Origin of the sequence: Pediococcus parvulus (assembly GCF_964063155.1) — a bacterium.
Lineage (GTDB): Bacteria > Bacillota > Bacilli > Lactobacillales > Lactobacillaceae > Pediococcus > Pediococcus parvulus.
Map to the genome: position 1 here is coordinate 592095 of NZ_OZ061292.1, position 23488 is coordinate 615582.

The following is a 23488-nucleotide window of genomic DNA, read 5'->3' on the forward strand; positions in this document are numbered from 1 at the left end:
TTTGCGACTTTTTTAACATCTTATTTAATTAATCAGCCACTGGTTTTAACGCCAGGGCTTTGGCGGCTTCTTCACAGTCGTCAAAATGATGTTTGGTTCGACCAAGAATTTGGTAATCTTCGTGTCCTTTTCCGGCAATCAGGATGACGTCTCCCGACTTGGCCGATTCAACAGCTTTCGTAATGGCCTCCCGGCGATCAATGTAAACTTCGGGGTGATCGTTTGGAACGCCGGCTAGCATATCATTTAAAATAGCCTGCGGGTCTTCTGTACGTGGATTATCCGCGGTAAAAATCGGCTTCGTACTGTATTCAACGGCAATTTTTGCCATTTTGGCCCGCTTTCCTTTATCACGATCGCCACCACAACCAATCACACAGTAAATGTCTTTTTTAGCAAAGTAATGGATGGTCTCTAAAGCATTTAAAAGACTATCTGGTGTATGTGAATAATCAACAATTACCCGGACCCCTGTATGAGAAGGGATGGATTGAAAACGGCCTTTTACCCCCGAAACTTTTTCCAATGAAGTGATAATTTGTGCTTCTGGTAGCCCGCCTGCATAAGCCGCGGCAAAGGCAGCCAACAGATTGTAAACATTAAATTGGCCAATCAGTTTCGTTGTGACATGGGTGAGATGACCAAATACGGACAAGTCAAATTCAGTACCATGACTATAAATCTGAATGTTTTGAGCACGAATCATCGCATCGGTATTGAGCCCATAGGTCAACACGTGGGCAGCGGTATATTGTTCAAACTCACGACCAACGGGATCATCGGTATTTAAAACGGCGACTTTACTAGTGCCGTCTGCATTATATTTATTGCCTAATTGAGCAAACAACATACTTTTAGCGTGAATATAATCATCCATAGTTTTGTGAAAATCTAAATGATCACGCGTGAGATTTGTGAAGACAGCAACATCGTAATCAATTCCCCAAACGCGGCCCAAAACTAAAGCAATCGACGAAACTTCCATTGAAACGGTTTTTACGCCAACTTCGCGCATTTGTGCCAAAGTCTTTTGCGTCGTGATGGCATCCGGTGTGGTATTTTCAGTTGGAAAAGTTTCATCTTTAATGCGGCGATACATGGTTCCCATCAGACCAGTCGCCTGATTTTGATCTCGATAAATTTGGTCGATTAAATGGGTAACGGTTGTTTTGCCATTGGTGCCAGTCACACCAATCATATGCATTTTTTGGCTAGGAGCCTCAAAAAAAACATCGGCAAGGATTGCCATGGCTCGTTCAGTGTTTTGTACATACACAACAGGAACGGTAACGTTGATCCGCTTTTGAGCCACAATGATTTTGGCGCCTTTTTCAACAGCTTGTTTAACCAATGTATGACCATCAATGTGATAGCCACCTACGGCGATAAACATCGCACCAGGTTGAATCTCGCGGGTATCCTGAGTCAACATTGTCACATCAAAATCAGTTGTGATAGTTGGCTGAACTTGCTTGAATTTTAAACTATTAATTAATTTGCTAACTTTCATTGAGAACGCTCCTTTTTAGAATAGGCAGATAACTGACTGACATTACTGTTGAGTAAGGGTGAATTGATGGCTTTGTAAAAATTCATCGTGTAAACTGTTTAAAGCCGCAGTGAGGTCGGTTTTATGAATTAGAACCCAAATGGTCGTATAACTATCAGTTGATTGTAAAATATCGATATGGTGCTTGGCTAATGTGTTGACAATCCGGGCCGTGATCCCTGGAGTGCCCGTAATTCCGGCTCCTACAATGGCAACCTTGGCGCAATCAGAAACCATTCGATAGTTTGCATGGGCGGTTGCTAAAGTCTTTTCAGCAAGCCAGGTATCCATTTGTGGCAAATTGAAAACAACCGAATCGGTAGAAATATTAATAAAATCAATACTGAGATTTTGTGCGGCCATTAATTGGAAAATCTGACCAGATGTTAGGTTCTCAGTTGAAACAGAAAATTGAGTTAAGTTGTTTTGGTTGGTTATACCTGTAACAGTTCGATAATGAGAAATGTGGGGATTTCTTTCGCCAACAATTGTGCCTAATTCTTCAGGTTGTTGATAGGTTGCCCGAATCCGCATTGATAAGTTAGCTTGTTTAGCAACTTCAACAGCTCGTGGATGGATGACACGAGCGCCATTATGGGCCAAATTGGCAAGCTCATCATAGCTGATGGACTTGAGACAACGGGCCCTTTTTACAAGTTGAGGATCCGCCGTCATGATGCCGCTTACGTCGGTAAAAATATCTACCAATTCAGCGTTTAAGGCCATACCCAAAACGGCAGCCGAGACATCAGAACCGCCACGGCCGATGGTTGTGATTTCACCATCTTTAGTGGCACCTTGAAACCCAGCAACAACGACGACATTCGTCTTTTTAAACATTTTTTTGATAGGAGTCGGGTCAACGTTAAGTATTTTGGCATTTTGAAATTCATCATCGGTTACAATTCCGGCCTCACTGCCCGTTAAAGCAGTGGCATCTAAGCCAGCTTCACGGGCCTGTTCTGTAAACACGGTTGCGGAAACAATTTCACCAACGGAAACCAACATATCTAACTCACGTTTAGATAACCTTGATTGGTTATTGTGGACCAGATTTAAAAGACCGTCTGTTGTGTAGGATGTTCCTGGTTCCCGAAAGGCGGAAACCACAACCACGACTTTTTTACCGTGATCAACTGCGTATTTCACATGCACTAAAGCTTGCTTTCTAGCGGCTACATCTTTAACAGAAGTGCCCCCGAATTTTTGAATAACAATCTCCATTTTATCTATACCAACTCTCTATCGTTCTTCGGTTCTAACTCTTCCACATAAATTTTATGCCACATCATAAAGGTGAGAATCGTCCATAATTTTCGGGAATTATCTGCCACACCATCACGGTGATCATCTAATAACGTTAAAAAGTAGTTTTTATCAAAATACTGATCCGTTTGGGAATCTTGAATAATTGTGCGTGCCCAATCATACATTTCACTTTTTAGCCAGAAACGGATTGGCACAGGGAAACCTAATTTTTTACGATGTAAGACGTGATCAGGTACAATACCTTCAACTGCCTTTCGTAAAATATATTTGGTCGTTCCATGACTAATTCGTAAATCAGCTGGAATGCTGGAAGCCACTTTGAAAACTTCTCGATCCACAAATGGGGTTCGTAATTCCAAACTGTGTGCCATGGTAGTTCGGTCAGCATTGTGAAGCAAATCGCCGTTTAACCAGGTGTGCATATCGATAAATTGCATTCTTGTAATCGGGTCATAATCTTGTGATTCGTCATAAAATGGTTTCGTAATGGATTGAAATGGATGACTGAGATTATAATTTTTAAAAAATGCACGTTTTTCGGTTTCATTAAATATAAAGGCATTGCCAACATAACGTTTTTCAAGGGGTGTGGTGCCACGTAACAAAAATGAGCGACCCTTTACGCCACGCGGAATTAATCGGGCAATATGATTTAAAGCGCCATTTAAGGGCTTGGTGTAATTAAATACACTTAATGATTCTGGTTCGTGATAGATAGTGTAACCACCAAACAACTCATCAGCACCTTCACCTGTTAAGGCTACTTTTACATGTTTCACAGCTTCTTTTGCCAAGAAATATTGGGGCACAGCAGCCGGATCCGCAAGGGGATCATCCATACTCCAAACAAACTTAGGAAAAGCTTCCATGAATGCTTCAGGGGTAATTAAACTGCTGTAATTTTTAACGTCTAATTTTTCAGCCGTTTCTTGGGCAACATCTAGTTCACTGTAGCCTTCGCGTTCGAATCCAACTGAAATCGTTTCTAGGTTGGGGTTAAAATTTTTTGCCATGGCCACAATAATTGATGAATCAATTCCGCCAGATAAGAAGGAACCAACTGGCACGTCAGAGCGCATATGCATTTTGACGGAATCTAACAAAACTTCGCGAATCTTTTTGATGTAGGCCGTTTCCGATTCGCTCGAAGTATGAAATTCTCGATGGTAGTAACGATTAATTACGAGATCATCACCAATTTTTTTGGTTAATGTACATCCTGGTGAAAGTAGCTTGATTTCTTTAGTTAGGGTTTCTGGTTCTGGTACAAATTGGAATGTCATGTAATCTTGCAAGGCATCATGATCAAAAGTTCGCTGCGCAAGAATTTTGTAAATGGCTTTACTTTCGGAAGCATAATATAACTGGTCGCCTTGGATGGCATAGTAAAATGGTTTAATACCAAATTGGTCGCGAGCAGCAAAGAAAGTCTTTTCTTGTTTATCCCAAATCACAAACGAAAACATGCCGCGTAAATATTTAGTGACGTCAGATTGGTATTTGGCATACAAAGCTAAAATAACTTCGGAGTCAGACTCTGTTTTAAAACTGTATCCGTCTTTAATTAAATCATTCCGTAACTCAACAAAGTTATAAATTTCACCATTAAAAGTTAGCCAGTAGCGTTCATTATCATAGGATAGGGGTTGATGGCCGCCATCCAAATCAATGATACTTAAACGCCGGAATCCCATGGTGATGTGAGCATCTTCAAAGTAGCCACTATCGTCAGGGCCTCTATGGACCAACATATTTGTCATTTCATGAACTGTATTGTTTTCAGTCTGACCGTCGATTTTTGAAAGGTCGGTCAAACAGCCTGCAAATCCACACATACGGCCATCTCCTCTTTTTGTTTTATTAACTTTATATTTATGACTATATAGGTAACAGATTAAATCAAGTTTAAAAAACGGTATAAATCAAGAATTAACTAATTTTAACTGTAAAAAAGCGTTTTCACAACGAAAACAAATTGTTATTTTGAAAAATGATAAAATGGGAATATAAAAAAAGAAAGTAAGTGAATAAAAATGAAAATTGGATTTATTGGAGTTGGCAACATGGCAAAGGCCATTATTATTGGGTTGATCAAGGCGGGAGTTTCGGGAACGGACATTTTGGTGCACAGTGGTCACCTTGAACATTATGAGGCATTTGCAAAACAAAATCAGTTGGCGCTGGAAACTAGTAATGAAGAGGTTGCTAAAAAGGCTGATGTGGTGGTATTAGCCGTTAAACCAGACATTGCCAAACAGGTGTTAACTGATATTAAATTGGAAGTGAACAGTGCTGACAAATTAGTGGCTTCCGTCGTTTCTGGTCTAGATATTGCCGAAATGCAGGCCATTATTGGTGATTGGCCAATTATGCGGGTGATGCCAAACGTTAATGTTGAAATTAATGAAGGGATGACCGCCTTGGCTGCAAGTGGCCCACTAACAGATTCACCATTTAATATTGGTAAAAATATTTTTGAAAAAGTTGGGAAGGTCATGGAAGTATCTGAATCTGACTTCACAACCTTTGGAGCGATTGCAGGTAGTGCGCCGGCGTATGCTTACTTTTTCATTGATGCGTTATCACGAGCGGGCGTTAAGTATGGGTTGACTAAGCAGGCAGCAACCAAAATTGCGGCCCAAGTTGTGAATGGGAGTGCCAAAATGGTTCTTGAGGCCGATGATAACCCAGCTGCTTTAATTGATAAGGTTTCTTCACCAGGTGGGACAACGGTCGCCGGTTTTCTAGCAATGGAAGAGGCCGGTTTTATGACCTCGGTAGTCAAAGGCATTGATGCCACCATTGCGAAAGAAAAAGGTGAATAACAGATTCTCCTTGCAGTTGTGGTCTATACCGATTATAATGAACTTAAATAAAACTGAAGGAGATTTTTAACTAATGAGTACTGTATTGAAACACGCCACGATTTATACTGGTTTAGAGAAAATTGATGACGGCTTTATTCGGTTTAACAAACAAATCGAAGCTGTTGGGCCAATGAGCGAGTTCCGTCCCTTGCCAGATGACGAAATTCACTTTGCTGCAGAAACAATTGTGACCCCAGGATTTATTGATGTGCACAGTCATGGCGGCTATGGGTTTGATGCCATGGATGGTGACGCTGACCAAATTAACGAAATGGTTACGAAAATGACAAAAACAGAAGGAATTACCACTTACTTCTGTACCACAATGACGCAATCGAACGAAAACATTGATCATGCGATGAAAGGAGTAGCTAAAGCAGCTGCTGTCAATCCCGTCATTAAAGGGGTACATTTGGAAGGGCCCTTTATTTCAGCTACTTTCAAAGGTGCACAACCAGAACAATACATTAAAGATCCTGACGTTCACTTGTTGGAACAGTGGAACAAGTCTGCTAATGGGTTAGTTAAATTAATCACCATGGCTCCTGAAGATAAGGGTGCCGATGAATTTGAATCTTACTGTTTAGCACATGGAATTGTGCCATCTGTTGGCCATAGTAATGCCAAACGGGCGGATTTATTAAATAGTAAAGTGAGTCACGGAACTCATTTGTACAATGCACAACGGGAATGGAAGCATCGTGAACCAGGCGTTACCGGCCACGTAATGTTGGAAGACAACATCTATGCTGAATTAATTTGTGACGGTTTCCATATTGTTCCTGACATGTTGCGTTTGGCATACGAAGTTAAAGGCCCAGAACGGATCGAATTGGTAACTGACTCGATGCGTTCTAAAGGAATGCCTGAAGGCGAAAGTGAATTAGGTGGCCAAAAAGTTTATGTTAAAGACAAGCAGGCTCGCTTAGCTGACGGAACCTTAGCTGGTTCAGTTTTGGAATATACAGATGCCTTCAAGAATGCCATGAAATTTATGGGATGCAGTATTGAAAATGCCGTACAGATGAGTTCTGTCAACCAGGCTAACGAATTTGGTTTGGACAGTAAGGGAACTCTTGAAGTGGGTAAAGATGCGGATTTGAACTTGTTTGATGATAACCTGAACAAGTTGGCTACTTACAGCTATGGCCGTGAATTCTCAAATACTGAAAAATAAAGTTCCGAAACTAGCTATTTTTTCGTTATAATAAGCTTATAGTCGTTTACAGGAGGTGGAATCGTGGGATCCCCCATTTATATTCAAATTCACAATGAAATTAAAAAATCTATCGAGGCTGGTAAATGGGCAGTTGGTGACCGTATTCCAGCAGAACGTGAATTAGCAGAACAGTTCAATGTAAGCCGAATGACACTTAGACAAGCCATTCAGACATTAGTTGATGAGGGTATTTTGGAGCGTCGTGTGGGTTCGGGTACTTTTGTAGCTAATCAGAAAGTTCAAGAAAAAATGTCTGGTGTGACCAGTTTCACTGACTTAATGATTGCGCAAGGTAAAACTCCTTCCAGCAAAACGATTTCGTACCATGCGGGGCAACCTTCTATGAGTGAAAGCGAAAAGTTAGAGCTAAATGATGGTGAATTAGTTTTGCGGATGGAACGGATTCGGTATGCGGATAAAGTGCCTATCTGTTTTGAGACGGCTACGGTACCAGAAAATCTCGTGAAAGATTTCAGTAAGGCTGAAGTAACCAGTTCATTGTATGGTACGTTAGAGAAAAAGGCGGGATTAGTTCCCGGTAAGGCAACTCAGACCGTTTCGGCAATGCTAGCTTCTGAAAAGATTGCCGAATATCTATCTGTAAAACGTGGAGAAGCAATTTTACGTTTACGTCAGGTGTCGTATTTACAAGATGGGAAACCATTTGAATATGTGCGCACTCAATATGTGGGCGAACGATTTGAATTTTATCTCAATCGTTAAAAACACAAAAAATAGTTTGTCGATTTTCGAAATGAAAATGACAAACTATTTTTAGTATCAGAGCTTATTTTGTTTTTTGAGTTGATGAATTTTCCACATGAATTGAGGAATTATCATTTGTCGTTTGAGCCGTTTGGGTTCGGTAATTAATCGGTAAAACCATTCTAAATGATGATTTTGCCAAAATTGAGGTGCTCGTTTAACAATCCCTACAAAGACATCAAAACTGCCACCCACGCCCATCCATAACCCGTTTGTGAGGTGACGATGACGATGACTCGCAATAAACTGCTCTTGCTTGGGAAAACCAGTTGCAACGAAGACAATATCGGGTTGTTGGGCTTTAATCTCAGCTGCAATTAATGATTCGTCTTTATAGTAACCATCGCGGGCACCGACAACTTGAACGCCGGGAAAGTTAGCAGCTAATTTGGTTGTTAAAAGGTTGATCACATGCGGTTTAGCTCCTAAAAAATACACTTTCTTTTGTGTTTGATCGGCCCATTTAAGGAGACCTGTAAAAATATCAAATCCCGTGATTCGCTCAGGTAACGGTGTTTTTAGCGTTGCTGCGGCTTTAATAATGCCAATTCCATCCGGTGAGATATAGTCAGCTTTTAAGATAAGGTTACGATAGGGTTCATTTCGGTTTGCATACATGACAATTTCCGGATTTGCCGTGACAACAAACGTATTTTGGTGATTTTGAATTCGAGTTTGGAGTTGATTGATAAACTGATTACGTGTGGTATTTGCAAATGGAATCCCCATAATTTTAACGCTTCGAAATGGGTCATTCATAATAAAATCAATCCTTTCGACTATTGAAAATGACGCACCATGGAAAAAATGATAAAATAGGTGCAACTATTGTTAATATTATTAAACCACTAACTAACTGAGGAGTACAATCGTCATGACTAAAAAATATCCGGATGACAGTTTAACGTTACATACGGATGCCTATCAAATTAACATGATTCAAACTTACTGGGAACAAGGAATTCACAATAAGAACGCTGTTTTTGAAGTTTTCTTTCGAGATATGCCTTTTAAAAATGGGTACGCGATTTTTGCTGGTTTGGAAAGAGTCGTGAAGTATATCCAACAGTTGCACTTTACGGATTCTGATTTGGCTTATTTGAAAGAATCAGAACATTATCCGGATGACTTCTTGGAATATTTGCGTAACTTTAAATTTAGTGGCACAATTCGTTCCGCTGTTGAAGGTGATTTAGTTTTCAACGGCGAACCAATTATGCAAGTGGAAGGTCCGTTAGCTGATTGCCAATTAGTTGAAACCGCCATTTTAAATGTTGTGAACTATCAAACTTTGATAGCCACTAAAGCGTCACGAATTAAATCCGTCGTTGGCAACGATGCCTTGTTAGAGTTTGGTACGCGCCGTGCTCAAGAAATGAGTGCCGCAATTTGGGGGACTAGGGCGGCTTACATCGGCGGTTTTGATGCCACAAGTAATGTCCGGGCAGGTAAAATTTTTGGAATTCCGATCAGCGGAACCCATGCGCATGCCCTGGTTCAGTACTATCGTAACGATTATGATGCTTTTAAAGCATATGCCCAAACCCATCATGATTGCGTGTTTTTGGTAGATACCTATGACACGCTCAAAAGTGGGGTACCCAATGCGATTAGGGTAGCCAAAGAAATGGGTGATAAGATTAATTTCTTGGGCGTTCGAATTGATAGTGGTGATATGGCTTACTTATCAAAGCGTGTACGCGAGCAATTAGACGAAGCTGGTTTTCCGAATGCCAAAGTTTATGCTTCAAATGATTTAGATGAAAAAACAATTCAAAACTTAAAAATGCAGGGTGCCAAAATTGATGTTTGGGGTGTCGGCACAAAATTAATTACCGCTTATGATCAACCAGCTTTAGGGGCCGTTTACAAGATGGTTTCTATCGAGGGTGAAGACGGTAAGATGGTTGATACCATTAAACTATCTAACAATGTGGAAAAAGTTTCTACACCCGGTAAAAAACAAGTTTGGCGAATTTCTAAAAATGCAGATGGTAAATCAGAGGGGGATTACGTGACCCTCTGGGATGAAGATCCGCAAAAGCAACCTTCAATTTACATGTTCCATCCAAATTATACGTACATTAACAAAACGGTGAGTGATTTCAATGCACGCCCACTGTTACATGAAATTTTTAAAGATGGCAAGCTGGTTTATAAACTTCCAGAACTGAAAGATGTTAAGGAATACTCTCGCAAGATGTTGGATTCCTTATGGGATGAATATAAACGTGATTTGAATCCGCAAGACTATCCCGTTGATTTATCTGAGAAATGTTATGACCATAAGATGAACAGCATTAATGGTGTTCGAAAATACGTCAGTTCGTTAAAATTTAGTGAATAAGAGAGATGGCAACAATGCGAAAATTACAACAAGAGATTATCAAAAATTTAAGAGTGGCGCCCGAAATTGATCCAAAAACGGAAATTCGCCGTAGTGTTGATTTCCTAAAAACGTATCTAAAGAAAAACACCTTTATCAAAAGCTTTGTGCTAGGCATTTCCGGGGGTCAGGACTCAACATTAACCGGTAAACTAGGGCAGATGGCCATTACTGAAATGCGTGAAGAAACTGGCGACCAAGATTACCAGTTTATCGCAGTCCGTTTGCCATATGGCGTGCAAGCTGATGAATCGGATGCAATGGCGGCGATCGAATATATACAAGCTGATCAAGTTAAACGGGTCGACATCAAACCAGCTGCTGACGCAATGGTACAGGCACTTGAAGCTAATGATTTGAAGATTAGTGATTTTAACAAGGGAAATATCAAGGCCCGAGAACGCATGATTGCTCAGTACGGAATTGCTGGTGCTAATAATGGCATCGTGCTTGGTACGGATCACGCCGCTGAATCGGTGACGGGCTTTTATACCAAGTTCGGTGACGGTGGTGCAGATGTTACTCCAATTTGGCGGTTAGATAAGCGTCAAGGCAAGGCACTTTTAGAAGAGTTGAATGCGCCAAAACACTTATACGAAAAGGTTCCAACGGCTGATTTGGAAGATAATCGTCCTGCCTTGCCTGATGAAGTAGCGCTTGGCGTGACTTACGATGATATTGATAATTATCTAGAGGGGCATGAAATCGAAACTAAGGCTGCGGAAAAAATCGAAAGTTGGTATCAAAAAACGGCGCACAAACGTCATTTACCATATACTGTTTACGATAAATTCTAGAAGATTGAGATGCCAAGAAAAATAAAAAGCAAAATCACTTGCTATTAGGTTTGCTTATAGTTATAATAAATTAACAACAAAACATGAGGGAGTAACTAGCAGTTATTTCTGCGGCAATGTCGTCAACAAGATTAAATCTGGTATTGCCTGAAAAAGTGAGACTCGTGGATGTTCGCATTTTAGTGTGGACATGCACGGGTCTCTTTTTTTAAAAAGCCCCTGTGTGTCGAAAAATAAGGAGGAACACATGAAAGCTACAAAAGTTAATTACTACAACCAGAGCGTGGAAGATGTGCTGAAAGCTCAAGGCAGTTCTCCAGAAGGATTGACCGATGCACAAGTCCAAGAAAGTTTAACCAAGCACGGCGCTAATCAGTTAGAGACTAAGAAAAATACAAGTCTCTTACAAAAGTTCATCGCTCAGTTTAAAGATTTAATGATCATTGTATTGATTGCGGCGGCCATAGTATCCGTGTTTGTGGGTGAAGGCGTTGACGCCATCATCATTTTACTGGTGGTTGTGCTGAATGCGATTTTTGGTGTTTTTCAGGAAACAAAAGCTGAAGAGGCAATTGCGGCCTTAAAGGAACTTTCCGCGCCTCAAGCTCATGTTAAACGAAACGGAAAAGTAGAAACTATCAAGAGCGAAGATGTGGTTCCTGGCGATATTGTTTTGCTGGAAGCTGGCGATATTATTCCTGCCGATTTGCGTTTAATTGAGTCTGCTGGTTTAAAAATGGAAGAAGCCGCCTTAACTGGTGAGTCTGTCCCAGTTGAAAAACAAATTGCAGCTTTAAAGGATAGTAAGTTGCCAATCGGTGATCAAACTAACATGGCCTTCATGAATAGTAATGTCACGTATGGTCGTGGTAGTGGCGTGGTTGTTGGTACTGGGATGCATACTGAAGTTGGCCAAATTGCAGATATGATCAACAATGCCGAAGAAACGACAACCCCGCTGCAGCACAATTTAACGCAGCTGAGTAAAGTTTTAACTGGTTTAATTTTAGTGATTGCAGCCATCGTTTTCGTGGTGGGGATGATTCGGGGAAACGAAAGCCTAATTAATATGTTGCTGACGGCAATTTCTTTAGCCGTTGCTGCTATTCCTGAAGGCTTACCAGCCATTGTCACGATTACCTTAGCGTTAGGTACGCAACGAATGGCCAAACGACATGCAATCATTCGAAAATTACCAGCCGTTGAGACTTTGGGTGGGACCCAAATCATTGCGTCTGATAAAACGGGAACGTTGACCCAAAACAAAATGACTGTTGAAAAATTTTTTGTGAATAATCAATTGAAAGACACCGCGGATGTCGATCCAAAAGATTATCCTTACAACCATTTGTTTGAGTTAATGGTGTTAAATAATGATACCAAACAAACTAAAGAAGGTTTGATTGGTGATCCTACCGAAACGGCTTTAATTCAATTTAATTTGGATAAACATCAAAATGTCGAAAAATTAATTAGCTCAGAAAAAAGAGTTACCGAAGTCCCATTTGATTCTGAACGTAAATTGATGTCCACATATAATCAATTGGAAGATGGACGATTTTTACAAACGGTCAAGGGTGCCCCAGATGAATTACTACAACGAACAACATTGTTTGAAGAGGGCGAAGAAATCAAATCAATGGATGACGCCGAGCGTAAACTTGTTTTGGACACAAACCATAAATTGGCAACCCAGGCGATTAGAGTGCTGGGATTTGCATATCAAATTGTGGATGAAATCCCAGCAACCTTGGCGTCTGAAGTGGTCGAACAAGAATTAATTTTTGCCGGCCTAATCGGGATGATTGATCCCGAACGTCCTGAAGTAGCACAGGCTGTGGAAGAAGCTAAACAGGCTGGAATTCGCCCATTAATGATTACAGGTGATCATCGCGATACTGCGGCGGCAATTGCCAAACGTTTGGGTATTATTGAAGAAGGCGATGATCAAGCAGTTATATCTGGAACTGAATTGGATGAAATGGATGATAAGACCTTTGCTAAAAAAGTTAACCAGTATTCGGTTTATGCGCGTGTGGCCCCTGAACACAAAGTACGAATTGTAAATGCTTGGCAAAAACAAGGCAAAGTTGTGGCGATGACCGGAGATGGTGTGAATGATGCGCCTTCCCTTAAGCAGGCTGATATTGGGGTTGCCATGGGAATAACAGGTACCGAAGTTTCAAAAGGTGCCAGTGATATGATTTTGGCAGATGACAACTTCTCAACAATTGTGGTGGCAGTTGAAGAAGGACGAAAAGTGTTTGCCAATATTCAAAAAGCAATTCAGTATCTCTTGTCTGCAAACTTGGGTGAAGTTTTGACGTTGTTTGTCATGACAATGATGGGTTGGCAAATTCTTGCGCCAGTTCACATTTTATGGATTAATTTAGTAACTGATACCTTCCCAGCAATTGCGTTGGGATTGGAACCCGCAGAAAAGAATGTGATGAAACAAAAGCCGCGAGGAAGAGCAAGCAACTTCTTGTCTGGTGGGGTCGCAAGTAATGTGATTTATCAAGGACTGTTAGAAGGACTGATTACCTTGACAGTTTATGGTCTTGCCATCTTGTATCCGGTGCATGCTTCTTATGCTCAGGCACATGCAGATGCGTTGACCATGGCATTTGCAACATTAGGGTTAATTCAGTTGTTCCATGCCTTTAACTCAAAATCCATTCATGGCTCAATTTTTAGTGCAACTACTTTGAAAAATAAATTCTTTAATTGGTCAATTGTGGTATCGTTTATATTGTTGGCCGCTACCATAGTGGTTCCTGGTTTGAATGATATTTTCCACGTGAGTCATTTGGATCTGCACCAGTGGGCAATTGTTGGTGGTGCTTCATTATCAATTATTGTAATTGTTGAAATCGTGAAATGGTTCCAACGAAGATTTGCAGCTCGCTAATAATTAGAATTGGAGATATTAAAATGCGTAAAAGTAATCCGCAAGGGTATGCTAATTTGCTCAATCGGGTAATGGAATCGTCTGAACAAATGGGTGAAGAGGTTGATCCTCATTTTCAAAATTTCAAGAAAACATTAGCTTTAAAGGGAATTGATTCTTTAAGTGATCGTGACCTACATGAGATTGTCACCATTTTCAAAAAAGCAGTTGATCTGTATAAGCAAAATGTCGAAACTTTAAAAAAAGCAAAACCACCAGTTCAAATTTTAGGACGCCATAAGCAGTTAACTAGTGCTTATGAGACGTATGCCCAGGATTGTGAATTAATGCTAACTAGCATTGATGAAGCAAATAAAAAGATTGATTCTGAGCAGTTTAGTAAAGCAGAACAGGCTCAGGATAAGGATATGGATGCCGTTTCAAAAGCCTTTGATCGTATTATGGCAATGATGATGGGCTAAAATAGCCAAAAAAAACTAGGAAAAATAAATTCCTAGTTTTTTTGTATAGTGAAAATGGAAAATAGAATGAATGGGCCTGTATGCTATACTTATTACTATGTGTTGTTGAGAACGAAATGATTAGTTTGGAGTGAATTTTTTGGAAGATCGAATTGTAAAAATTGTTGAAAAACAACTATCAGATATGCGACCAAAACAGATTCATGCAGCATTGAGTCTTTTGGATGAGGGCGATACAGTTCCTTTTATTGCGCGCTATCGAAAAGAGCGAACGGGCAGTTTAGATGAAGTCCAGATTCGTCAAATTCAGACCAGCTATAATAAAGCAGAAACGCTAGAAAAACGAAGAGATGATGTTTTAAAACTCATTTCTGAACAGGGTAAATTGACACCAGATTTAGAAAAGCAAATTAAATCAGCAGATAAATTACAAACGGTGGAAGATCTGTATTTACCATACAAGCAAAAGCGCCGGACAAAAGCGACGATTGCCAAGGAGAAAGGACTTGAACCATTTGCTTTTTGGCTGATGACCTTTCCTCAGAGTGATTTGACAGCTAAGGCCAGTGAATTCATTAATGCCGACAAAAAGGTCACAACTGTTGAAGATGTTTTTTCCGGTGCCCATGAAATTTTAGCGGAAGCTTTTGGTGATAGTGCCGGATTCCGAGATTGGATTCGAAATTACACCCGTAAAAATGGCCGCTTTGTTTCTCAAGTGAAATCTAAGGGAAAAGAAAAAGATGAAGAAGGCGTTTATCAACTTTATTATGAATTTGATGAATCTCTTTCTAATATGGTGTCACACCGTGTTTTAGCCATTAACCGAGGCGAAAAAGAGGGCGTTTTAAAAGCCCAAATTAAAGTTGATGAAGCCGCTATCATGCGGTATTTACATTTTCGGATTATTGGCAGTCATGAAGGACCGGCAGTGACGCAACTTCAAGATGCTTATGAGGATGCTTACAAGCGGTTTATTGGCCCCGCAATAGAGCGTGAACTCCGAAATGAATTAAGTGAAGAAGCTAATACACAGGCAATCAACGTGTTTGGCGAGAACTTGTACCATTTGTTGATGCAAGCACCAATTAAAGGAAAAGTGGTTTTGGGATTTGATCCTGCTTACCGAACAGGCTGTAAGTTAGCTATCATGGATCCTAACGGGAAGTTCTTAGCGAAAAAGGTGATTTATCCGCATAAACCTGCCTCACAAACTAAACGGCAGGCGGCTGCTGGAGAATTCAAACAATTTTTGGAAGACTACCACGTTGAGATGATTGCCATTGGAAACGGAACAGCTAGTCGTGAATCTGAAGAATTCGTTTCGTCAGTATTAAAAACGATTGATCGGAAGATTTATTATGTGATTGTAAACGAAGCTGGAGCATCAGTTTATTCAGCAAGTAAGGCTGCTCGGGATGCCTTTCCTGAATTACATGTTGAGGAACGAAGCGCCATTAGTATCGGGCGACGTCTTCAGGATCCCCTTGCGGAATTAATTAAAATTGACCCTAAGGCAGTTGGGGTTGGTCAGTATCAACATGACGTGCCCCAAAAAGAATTAACCAGTCAATTAGATACAGTGATTGAAACAGCCGTCAACCAAGTGGGGGTCAACTTAAACACAGCCAGTCCTCAATTGTTGGAACACATTTCTGGTTTGACCAAAACAACTGCCCAAAATATTGTGAACTGGCGTGATGAAAACGGCAGTTATGAGGCTCGAAATCAATTAAAGAAAGTCCCTCGTTTGGGACCGAAAGCTTATGAACAATCAGTTGGTTTCTTAAGAATTGTTCAGGGGAAAAATGCGCTTGATAATACAGACATTCATCCAGAAAGCTACAAGGCTGCTAAAAAGTTATTAACTGAAGTTGGGTTAAGTTTGGATCAGATTGGGACTCCAGAAGCTGCACAAGCATTTAAACAGTTAGATCTTAACCAAACAGCAGCTGACTTAGAGATTGGTGTCGAAACCCTTCAAGATATTATTGCCGGATTAGAAAAAACAGGGCGCGACTTGCGCGATGGTATGCCTGCTCCGCTGTTGAGAAGCGACGTGCTTACTTTAGAGGATTTAAAGGTAGGGATGAAACTGCAAGGGACGGTTCGAAATGTGGTTGATTTTGGGGCCTTTGTCGATATCGGGGTTAAACAAGATGGGCTAGTTCATGTATCTAAGTTAACCAAGAAATTTATTAAGAATCCAGGTGAAGCTGTTTCAGTTGGTGATGTCGTCACCGTTTGGGTTGAAAGTGTTGATTTAGACCGACATCGAATTCAACTCACCATGTTAGATCCAGTTGACGCAACGAATAAATGACAGATTATGAATTACAAAAATTAGTGGAAGAAGTTTCAGAAACTGATTTTCACCGAAAATTTACGCATGAAGCCTACTTTAATTCACGTTTGCGCACTACAGGTGGTCGTTATCAGTTGCAGACCCACAACATTGATATTAATCCTCGGATGTTATCAGAACATGATTTACCGACTTTAATTGGCATTATAAAACATGAATTGTGCCACTATCATTTGCACCTGACGCATCAAGGCTATCAGCATCGGGATGCTACGTTTAGGCACTTATTGCGGCAGGTCGGTGGCTCGCGTTTCGCTCCAGCAAGCCCTGTAAAAAGCCGAAAGAAAGTCCGATTGATTTATGTTTGTCAGCAATGTGGTCTTCGTTATCCGCGTCAACGACACATTGATTTGAAAAAATATCGGTGTGGAAAATGTGGGGGTAGATTGCAACTTGTTCAAGCAAGTTAACGTGATTTTAAGGAAAAAGGTTGTAACTATTACCGTTTTTTGCTAATATAGTTTAGGTAATAGTTTTGTTGCACCCATGGCGGAATTGGCAGACGCGCAAGATTAAGGATCTTGTCGGGAGTTCTCCCGGTGGAAGTTCGAATCTTCTTGGGTGCATAATAGGTTTTAAAAAGGTAAGGAATTTATTCCTTACTTTTTTTCTCGCCAAAAATAGGAATACACAAAATTTAAAAATTAACTTTGTGTCGTAAGATTGGTTAAGTAAGCGTTATAAATCTTGAAAAGGTTAATTTCTGTATTAATTGACACAGTATGCTAAACTGATACTGTCTTGTGTAAGTATATCAACACAGTATCAAAAGATGAGGGTCATCATATGAAAAGAAAAGATCGAATTTATGAATTTGTTTCGGAAAAAACAACTGGTAGTACGGTAACAGAATTGAGCGAAGGTGCCGCTGTAACAACTGAGGAAGTTGCCAATGCGTTGGATTTAATTCGTTCTAATGTGAGCAAGGAATTAAATCAGCTGGTTCGCGAAAATAAACTGACCAAGATTTCTGGACGACCAGTACGGTACTGTCGTTTAGTGGAAGAAAATCAAGCTGGGGTCAAAGAAGTTGTAACCTCTCCTTTGGCAGAAGGAAAACGGCGCATTCATAGTGGCCTTGAAAAGCGTGAAATTTCAGAGCAAACAATACACCCCATTAATGAAAGTAGTGATGTGTTTGAACACATGATTGGCAATAGTTCCAGTATGCACAACCAAATTGAGCAGGCTAAGGCAGCTATTTTATACCCCCCGCGTGGTTTGAATACGTTAGTGATTGGGCCAACCGGTTCTGGGAAAACTTATTTTGCGAATGCTATGTTTGAATTTGCCAAACAACAGCAGCTGATTAAAAAAACAGATGAGTTAATTACGTTTAACTGTGCTGACTATTCACATAATCCAGAGTTATTAATGTCGCATTTATTCGGTTATGTGAAGGGCGCGTTTACCGGCGCTAATGAAGATAAAGACGGCTTGATTCAAGAGGCAGATAACGGGATGCTTTTCTTAGATGAAGTTCACCGGTTGCCACCTGAAGGACAAGAAATGATTTTTTATTTCATGGATCACGGAACCTACAGCAAACTTGGCGAAACTTCAAAGATACATCATGCAAATGTGCGGTTAGTTTGTGCCACAACTGAAGATCCTGAAAGCTCACTTCTAAAGACGTTTGTTCGTCGAATTCCGATTACAATTCAGTTACCAGCATTTAACAAGCGAAGTGCAAAGGAACGAATTGAACTTTTGAAGGCTTTATTAAGTATTGAAGCCAATCGGACACACAAACAAATTACTTTAACGGAAGATGTTGTACAGTCCTTGTTGGGCAGTGTCACTTATGGAAACGTGGGTCAGTTAAAGTCTAATATTCAGTTGGTTTGTGCGCGTGGATTTTTGAATAATATTGAGAATAAAGGTGAAATCATGATTTCGGTGGACGATTTACCACCGAATATTAAGGACGGTTTAGTTCATTTAGCTGCTAATCGTCGTGACTCTGGTGAGATTTCTAAATTATTGGAACCTTACATGACGATTCAACCGGATTCTGATACACACGTTTTGACCAACCGGAACGATAGTTATGAATTACCGTATAATTTATATGAAATTATTGGAGATAAAGCCACATTACTGCGGAAGCAAGGCTTAGATCAGGATCACATTAATCATTTTATTAAAACGGATATTAATCTTCATTTAAAAACATTTTCACCGGATGAAGATGATATGCGGGCAGAAGCTAAATTGGCCGAAATTGTGGACCAAAATATCATTGACTTCACAAAAGAGATCCAGACTAAGATTGAAAAGGAATTGAACTATCGTTTTCGCGATAATTTCCTTTATGCCATGAGCTTGCATATTAGTTCCTTCATTAAACGGATTCAGTCTGGGAAGCCGATGCGGACCATGAGTAAAGATTTGGTCGCGATGGTGGAGGATTATCCAAATGAAATGAAAGTAGCTCAAGAAATTAAAACGCAGTTAGAAAATCGGTACAATGTCCCAATTCCAGAGTCGGAAAGTTATTATTTGGCAATTCTATTGGTATCTTTAAAAATTGCACCAACTTCTGGTAAGGTGGGCATTGTCGTTGCAGCACATGGAAGCAGCACGGCGACTTCCATGGTTCAGGTTGTTTCCCAATTATTATCGGATAACTCCGTTCAATCATTCGATATGCCATTAGATATGGAGCCCCAAACAGCCTATAAAGAAATTGTGGACTGTGTCAAACGAGCAGATGAGGGTAACGGTGTGTTGCTTTTAGTTGATATGGGTTCGCTAAGCACGTTTGGAAATAAGATTACCGATGAAACCCATATTCCAGTCAAAGTGATTGATATGGTGACCACAGCCATGGTCTTGGAAGCTGCGCGCAAGGCATCCTTTATTGATACCGATTTGGCGGCGATTTATTCAGAGTTGCGTGAATTTCATGGTTACTCACGGATTAATGTTTCTACAGAACAGAAAGAAAAACACGTTGATTTATCGGAAAAACCTGTGCCGGGAACTACGCAACCTAAAGCAATTGTGGCAATTTGTTCAACTGGTGAAGGGACAGCAAAAAAGATCAAAAACATTTTAGATCAATTATTGGTTGAAAATTTGATTGATGATATTAAGGTGATCCCAATTTCGTTGGTTGGAATGGATCATCATCTGAAAAAAATCCAAGCTAAGTATCAGGTGATTGCAACCACTGGGATTACCCATCCTAATATTCAGGTACCATTTATGCCATTACAAAAAGTTCTTCAAGGTGGCGGTGAGGCCTTCATTAATAAAGTGGTTGAACGGGACTCAATTCAATCAATTGAAGATCATCAAGACGTAAAGTTGACTAAAGAACTTTGTTGGCAATATTTGGACGAATTTTATACTTTTATTAATCCCCACAAAATTACGGATGTTCTGTGGCAATACATTGATCAGCTACAAAGTGACACACAAAAGAAATTTAACGAATCTTTTAAAATCAATCTGATCATGCATATCGCTGGTGCGATTGAACGAACCGTTACCAAAGGGGAAATTTCCGCGCCAAAAGCAGAATTGGAAAAATTGAGTAAATCTGAATGGTATCCAGCGGTTGAAGCCGTTAATGAGAGCCATCTTCGGAGAATTCGGATTGATTTACCAGTTGAGGAAGTTTACTACATTGTTAAACTTCTAGAAACTTGGCAGACTAAGGAAGAAAATCCGGATCAGCCTGTTTCTGGAAATGCAACGCTAGCCCGAAAATAGATGGTTAACGGACTAAATAACACACAAGATTGATACATAAGTAGTGTATCAATCTTGTGTGTTATTTTTAATTGCTTTAAAGTAGGCGTTTTCATCTAGTGTATCTTGGCACGGTTTTTGCTTATATATAAGTGAGTGCAAATAATGATGGTCTTGTACTTAAGTGTCAATGTCTGTCCAACAGATAAATTTAGTTACAGGTTATTAAGAAATTATTCGTTATATTTTTGTTTACTGTAACAATCATAATAGGAGGTATAGAAATGGTAGGGATTATCATTGCTAGTCATGGTGAATTCGCCAATGGGATCTTACAATCCGGTTCAATGATTTTCGGAGAACAAAAGGATGTTAAGGCCGTTACATTAAAACCCAGCGAAGGACCCGATGATATTAAAGGAAAATTGGAAGAGGCAATTGCTTCTTTCGAAAACCAAGATGAGGTATTGTTCTTAGTTGATCTCTGGGGTGGAACACCTTTCAATCAAGTAAATAACTTGTTTGAAGCTCACAAAGACAAATGGGCGATTGTTGCCGGATTGAACTTACCAATGTTAATTGAGGCATATGCTTCAAGAATGTCTATGGATAGTGCCCGTGATATTGCAGCACACATTATCGAAACAGGTGTTGAAGGCGTTAAAGTTCGTCCAGAAGAATTACAGCCTAAAGAAAAGGCTGCTGCAGCTTCCGCACAACCATCAAATGCAGGAGCACCTGGTAAACTTGAGTACGTTTTAGCACGTATCGATTCACGTTTGTTACATGGTCAGGTCGCAACAGCTTGGACAAAGACTACCAACCCTACTCGAATTATCGTCGTTTCGGATAACGTTGCCCACGATGATTTGCGTAAGAGTATGATCCAACAGGCTGCACCATCTGGTGTTAAAGCTCATGTTGTGCCAATTGATCAAATGATTAAATTGGCAAAAGATGACAAACATTTTGGTGGCCAACGTGCCTTGTTACTTTTTGAAACACCTCAAGATGCCCTTAGAGCAATTGAGGGTGGCGTACCTTTGAAGACATTGAATATTGGTTCAATGTCACATTCAGTTGGTAAAGTTCAACCAAATACAGTTTTGGCTTTTGATCAAAATGATATTGATACCTTTGCTAAGTTGAAAAAAGACGGCGTCGACTTCGATGTTCGTAAAGTCCCAACTGATTCAAAGGGTAACATGGAAGATATTCTTCAAAAAGCACAAAGTGAGTTAAACAAACAGAAGAAAGCTTAATATTCAAGAAAAAACGGAGGAATAATCATGACATTAAATGCTATTCAAGTGATATTAGTGATTTTTGTATCATTTCTAGCTGGTATGGAAGGAATTTTGGATGAATTTCATTTTCATCAACCAGTTATTGCATGTACCTTAATTGGTTTAGTAACAGGTAACTTAGTTCCATGCATGATCTTAGGTGGATCACTTCAAATGATCGCTTTAGGTTGGGCAAATATCGGTGCTGCTGTTGCGCCTGATGCTGCTTTAGCATCTATTGCTTCTGCAATTATTTTAGTTCTTGGTGGCCAAGGCAGAGCCGGAGTTTCATCTGCTATTGCTATTGCTATTCCACTTTCAGTTGCCGGCTTATTATTAACAATTATCGTGCGTACCATTGCAACTGCTGTCGTTCATTTGATGGATGCTGCTGCAGAACGTGGAAGTATTCGCGGTGTTGAAGGATGGCATTTATTCGCTGTATGTATGCAAGGTGTGCGTATTGCAATTCCTGCAGCTTTAATCTTAGCCGTTGGTGCTGGTCCCGTTAAAGGAATGCTAGATGCAATGCCAAGTTGGTTGACAGGTGGTTTGTCAATTGGTGGTGGTATGGTTGTTGCCGTAGGTTATGCTATGGTTATCAACATGATTGCAACTCGTGAAGTATGGCCATTCTTTGCCATTGGATTTGTTTTAGCAACCATTAGTGAATTAACTCTTATTGCTCTTGGTGCTATTGGTTTGTCACTTGCTCTTATCTACTTATCACTTTCTCAACAAGGTGGTTCTAACAATAACGGCGGTGGTTCAAACACTGGTGATCCAGTCGGCGATATCATAGATCACTATTAGGGAAAAGGAGGATAACACAAAATGGCTGATAATAAACAATTAAAATTAACACGTAGAGATCACATTTCGATCTGGTTGCGTCAGACCTTCATTCAAGGTTCTTGGAACTATGAACGTATGCAAAATGGTGGTTGGTGTTACTCACTAATCCCAATGATCAAGCGCTTATATAAAACAAAAGAAGAACGTTCAGCAGCATTAAAACGTCATTTAGTATTCTTTAACACTCATCCATATTTAGCTTCACCAATCATCGGTGTTACGATGGCTCTTGAAGAGGATCGTGCAAATGGTGCACCAATTGATGATGCAACCATTCAAAACGTTAAAGTTGGTATGATGGGACCCCTTGCTGGTATCGGAGATCCTGTGTTCTGGTACACTGTAAAACCAATTATTGGTGCCGTTGCAGCTTCACTTGCAATGGGTGGCAATATTATGGGACCTATCTTGTATTTCGTTGCATGGAACGTCATTCGTATGGGCTTCATGTGGTACACACAAGAGTTTGGTTATCGTGCAGGTAGTGAAATCACTAAAGATTTATCTGGTGGTCTTTTACAAAATGTTACCAAAGTAGCTTCCATTGTTGGTATGTTTGTCATTGGTGCCTTAATTAACCGGTGGGTTGTGGTTAAGTTCACGCCCGTTGTCTCAACAGTTAAACAGGCTAAAGGTGCTTATATTGACTGGAGTCATCTTCCATCTGGATTTGCTGGAGTCAAAGAAGCTTTGATTCAACAAGCCGCTGGTCGGTCCTTAACAATTGATAAAGTGACTACTTTGCAAGATAACTTGGATCTTTTGATTCCAGGATTAGCCGCAGTTTTGCTAACATTCTTATGTATGTGGTTATTAAAGAAGAAAGTTTCTCCATTGGTTGTTATTCTTGGATTATTCGTTGTCGGTGTTGTATTCCATGTTATTGGTTTAATGTAAAATTAAATTAGTTTAACAGATATAACCTGATGATTAACATTCAGAATATGAATGAAGATCTTGAATAAGTAAAGTCAGAAATGATTTTACTTATTTTTTTAATTTAAGTTTTTTGATCGTTAATTGATTGTTTTGCGTAAATTAGCAAAACGCCTTATAATT

General features: G+C 40.0%; 17 protein-coding genes and 1 tRNA gene. 14 read left to right on the forward strand and 4 right to left on the reverse strand.

The features are described from left to right. Positions 1 to 28: 28 nt before the first annotated feature. The 3 genes from AB3217_RS02790 to asnB are packed head-to-tail and all read right to left on the reverse strand — an operon-like array spanning position 29 to position 4653. Entirely contained in the window at positions 29 to 1510 is a 1482-nt protein-coding gene (locus AB3217_RS02790; RefSeq protein ID WP_367365643.1) for a UDP-N-acetylmuramoyl-L-alanyl-D-glutamate--2,6-diaminopimelate ligase, read from the reverse strand. Positions 1511 to 1552: 42 nt separating this feature from the next. Then, positions 1553 to 2773 carry an aspartate kinase gene (dapG, locus tag AB3217_RS02795; RefSeq protein WP_367365644.1) on the reverse strand — a complete coding sequence of 407 codons (1221 nt, stop codon included), beginning with the start codon at positions 2771 to 2773 and terminating at the stop codon, positions 1553 to 1555. A 5-nt stretch (positions 2774 to 2778) separates the two neighbouring features. Beyond that, a complete protein-coding gene (gene asnB / locus AB3217_RS02800) occupies positions 2779 to 4653 on the reverse strand; it encodes an asparagine synthase (glutamine-hydrolyzing) (RefSeq protein WP_367365645.1) in 1875 nt (624 codons plus the stop codon). 198 nt (positions 4654 to 4851) lie between these two features. Between asnB and proC the strand changes: the two genes are divergently transcribed. The 3 genes from proC (at position 4852) to AB3217_RS02815 (ending at position 7627) form a co-directional block, all read left to right on the forward strand. Next, the gene (gene proC, locus AB3217_RS02805) at positions 4852 to 5643 is read left to right on the forward strand and encodes a pyrroline-5-carboxylate reductase (protein WP_367365646.1); all 792 of its coding nucleotides are present in this window, start codon (positions 4852 to 4854) and stop codon (positions 5641 to 5643) included. A gap of 73 nt (positions 5644 to 5716) precedes the next feature. Continuing rightward, positions 5717 to 6862 (forward strand): N-acetylglucosamine-6-phosphate deacetylase, encoded by a 1146-nt coding sequence (nagA, locus tag AB3217_RS02810; RefSeq protein WP_367365647.1) that lies wholly within the window; start codon positions 5717 to 5719, stop codon positions 6860 to 6862. A 63-nt stretch (positions 6863 to 6925) separates the two neighbouring features. After that, the gene (locus AB3217_RS02815; protein ID WP_057784636.1) at positions 6926 to 7627 is read left to right on the forward strand and encodes a GntR family transcriptional regulator; all 702 of its coding nucleotides are present in this window, start codon (positions 6926 to 6928) and stop codon (positions 7625 to 7627) included. 57 nt (positions 7628 to 7684) lie between these two features. Here the strand turns inward: AB3217_RS02815 and AB3217_RS02820 are convergent, their stop codons facing one another. Further along, positions 7685 to 8428, reverse strand: a complete 744-nt coding sequence (locus AB3217_RS02820) for a WecB/TagA/CpsF family glycosyltransferase (RefSeq protein WP_367365648.1) — start codon at positions 8426 to 8428, stop codon at positions 7685 to 7687. Positions 8429 to 8543: 115 nt separating this feature from the next. On the opposite strand from AB3217_RS02820, the gene AB3217_RS02825 reads away from it, so the two are divergent. From AB3217_RS02825 to AB3217_RS02875, 11 genes are all read left to right on the forward strand, one after another. After that, the gene (locus tag AB3217_RS02825) at positions 8544 to 10016 is read left to right on the forward strand and encodes a nicotinate phosphoribosyltransferase (RefSeq protein ID WP_057784634.1); all 1473 of its coding nucleotides are present in this window, start codon (positions 8544 to 8546) and stop codon (positions 10014 to 10016) included. Positions 10017 to 10030: 14 nt separating this feature from the next. Continuing rightward, positions 10031 to 10852 (forward strand): ammonia-dependent NAD(+) synthetase, encoded by an 822-nt coding sequence (gene nadE / locus AB3217_RS02830; protein WP_057784633.1) that lies wholly within the window; start codon positions 10031 to 10033, stop codon positions 10850 to 10852. A gap of 247 nt (positions 10853 to 11099) precedes the next feature. Continuing rightward, positions 11100 to 13763: a cation-translocating P-type ATPase gene (locus AB3217_RS02835; protein WP_367365649.1), complete on the forward strand. Its 2664-nt coding sequence runs from the start codon at positions 11100 to 11102 to the stop codon at positions 13761 to 13763. Positions 13764 to 13786: 23 nt separating this feature from the next. Next, positions 13787 to 14224 carry a hypothetical protein gene (locus AB3217_RS02840; RefSeq protein WP_057784631.1) on the forward strand — a complete coding sequence of 146 codons (438 nt, stop codon included), beginning with the start codon at positions 13787 to 13789 and terminating at the stop codon, positions 14222 to 14224. 139 nt (positions 14225 to 14363) lie between these two features. Next, positions 14364 to 16547, forward strand: a complete 2184-nt coding sequence (locus tag AB3217_RS02845; RefSeq protein ID WP_367365650.1) for a Tex family protein — start codon at positions 14364 to 14366, stop codon at positions 16545 to 16547. Continuing rightward, positions 16544 to 16999, forward strand: coding sequence for a SprT family protein (locus tag AB3217_RS02850; RefSeq protein ID WP_057784629.1), 456 nt, complete (start codon positions 16544 to 16546; stop codon positions 16997 to 16999). Before AB3217_RS02845 ends, AB3217_RS02850 begins: the two co-directional genes overlap by 4 nt. A 70-nt stretch (positions 17000 to 17069) precedes the next feature. Continuing rightward, positions 17070 to 17155, forward strand: a tRNA-Leu gene (locus AB3217_RS02855). A 220-nt stretch (positions 17156 to 17375) separates the two neighbouring features. Next, positions 17376 to 20309 carry a sigma 54-interacting transcriptional regulator gene (locus tag AB3217_RS02860; protein WP_367365651.1) on the forward strand — a complete coding sequence of 978 codons (2934 nt, stop codon included), beginning with the start codon at positions 17376 to 17378 and terminating at the stop codon, positions 20307 to 20309. A 263-nt stretch (positions 20310 to 20572) separates the two neighbouring features. Next, positions 20573 to 21550, forward strand: coding sequence for a mannose/fructose/sorbose PTS transporter subunit IIA (locus tag AB3217_RS02865; protein WP_068806240.1), 978 nt, complete (start codon positions 20573 to 20575; stop codon positions 21548 to 21550). Positions 21551 to 21577: 27 nt separating this feature from the next. Continuing rightward, the gene (locus tag AB3217_RS02870) at positions 21578 to 22387 is read left to right on the forward strand and encodes a PTS mannose/fructose/sorbose transporter subunit IIC (RefSeq protein WP_367365652.1); all 810 of its coding nucleotides are present in this window, start codon (positions 21578 to 21580) and stop codon (positions 22385 to 22387) included. A gap of 21 nt (positions 22388 to 22408) precedes the next feature. Then, positions 22409 to 23326 carry a PTS system mannose/fructose/sorbose family transporter subunit IID gene (locus AB3217_RS02875; RefSeq protein ID WP_068806234.1) on the forward strand — a complete coding sequence of 306 codons (918 nt, stop codon included), beginning with the start codon at positions 22409 to 22411 and terminating at the stop codon, positions 23324 to 23326. Positions 23327 to 23488 lie beyond the last annotated feature (162 nt).

Bases quoted from the DNA above. Each gene is read 5' to 3' on its own strand.
- AB3217_RS02850 (WP_057784629.1), top strand. From the start codon at position 16,544: ATGACAGATTATGAATTACAAAAATTAGTGGAAGAAGTTTCAGAAACT.
- nagA (WP_367365647.1), top strand. From the start codon at position 5,717: ATGAGTACTGTATTGAAACACGCCACGATTTATACTGGTTTAGAGAAA.
- asnB (WP_367365645.1), bottom strand. From the start codon at position 4,653: ATGTGTGGATTTGCAGGCTGTTTGACCGACCTTTCAAAAATCGACGGT.
- AB3217_RS02865 (WP_068806240.1), top strand. From the start codon at position 20,573: ATGGTAGGGATTATCATTGCTAGTCATGGTGAATTCGCCAATGGGATC.
- AB3217_RS02870 (WP_367365652.1), top strand. From the start codon at position 21,578: ATGACATTAAATGCTATTCAAGTGATATTAGTGATTTTTGTATCATTT.
- AB3217_RS02820 (WP_367365648.1), bottom strand. From the start codon at position 8,428: ATGAATGACCCATTTCGAAGCGTTAAAATTATGGGGATTCCATTTGCA.
- AB3217_RS02835 (WP_367365649.1), top strand. From the start codon at position 11,100: ATGAAAGCTACAAAAGTTAATTACTACAACCAGAGCGTGGAAGATGTG.
- AB3217_RS02840 (WP_057784631.1), top strand. From the start codon at position 13,787: ATGCGTAAAAGTAATCCGCAAGGGTATGCTAATTTGCTCAATCGGGTA.
- AB3217_RS02860 (WP_367365651.1), top strand. From the start codon at position 17,376: ATGAAAAGAAAAGATCGAATTTATGAATTTGTTTCGGAAAAAACAACT.
- proC (WP_367365646.1), top strand. From the start codon at position 4,852: ATGAAAATTGGATTTATTGGAGTTGGCAACATGGCAAAGGCCATTATT.
- dapG (WP_367365644.1), bottom strand. From the start codon at position 2,773: ATGGAGATTGTTATTCAAAAATTCGGGGGCACTTCTGTTAAAGATGTA.
- AB3217_RS02825 (WP_057784634.1), top strand. From the start codon at position 8,544: ATGACTAAAAAATATCCGGATGACAGTTTAACGTTACATACGGATGCC.
- AB3217_RS02790 (WP_367365643.1), bottom strand. From the start codon at position 1,510: ATGAAAGTTAGCAAATTAATTAATAGTTTAAAATTCAAGCAAGTTCAG.
- nadE (WP_057784633.1), top strand. From the start codon at position 10,031: ATGCGAAAATTACAACAAGAGATTATCAAAAATTTAAGAGTGGCGCCC.
- AB3217_RS02875 (WP_068806234.1), top strand. From the start codon at position 22,409: ATGGCTGATAATAAACAATTAAAATTAACACGTAGAGATCACATTTCG.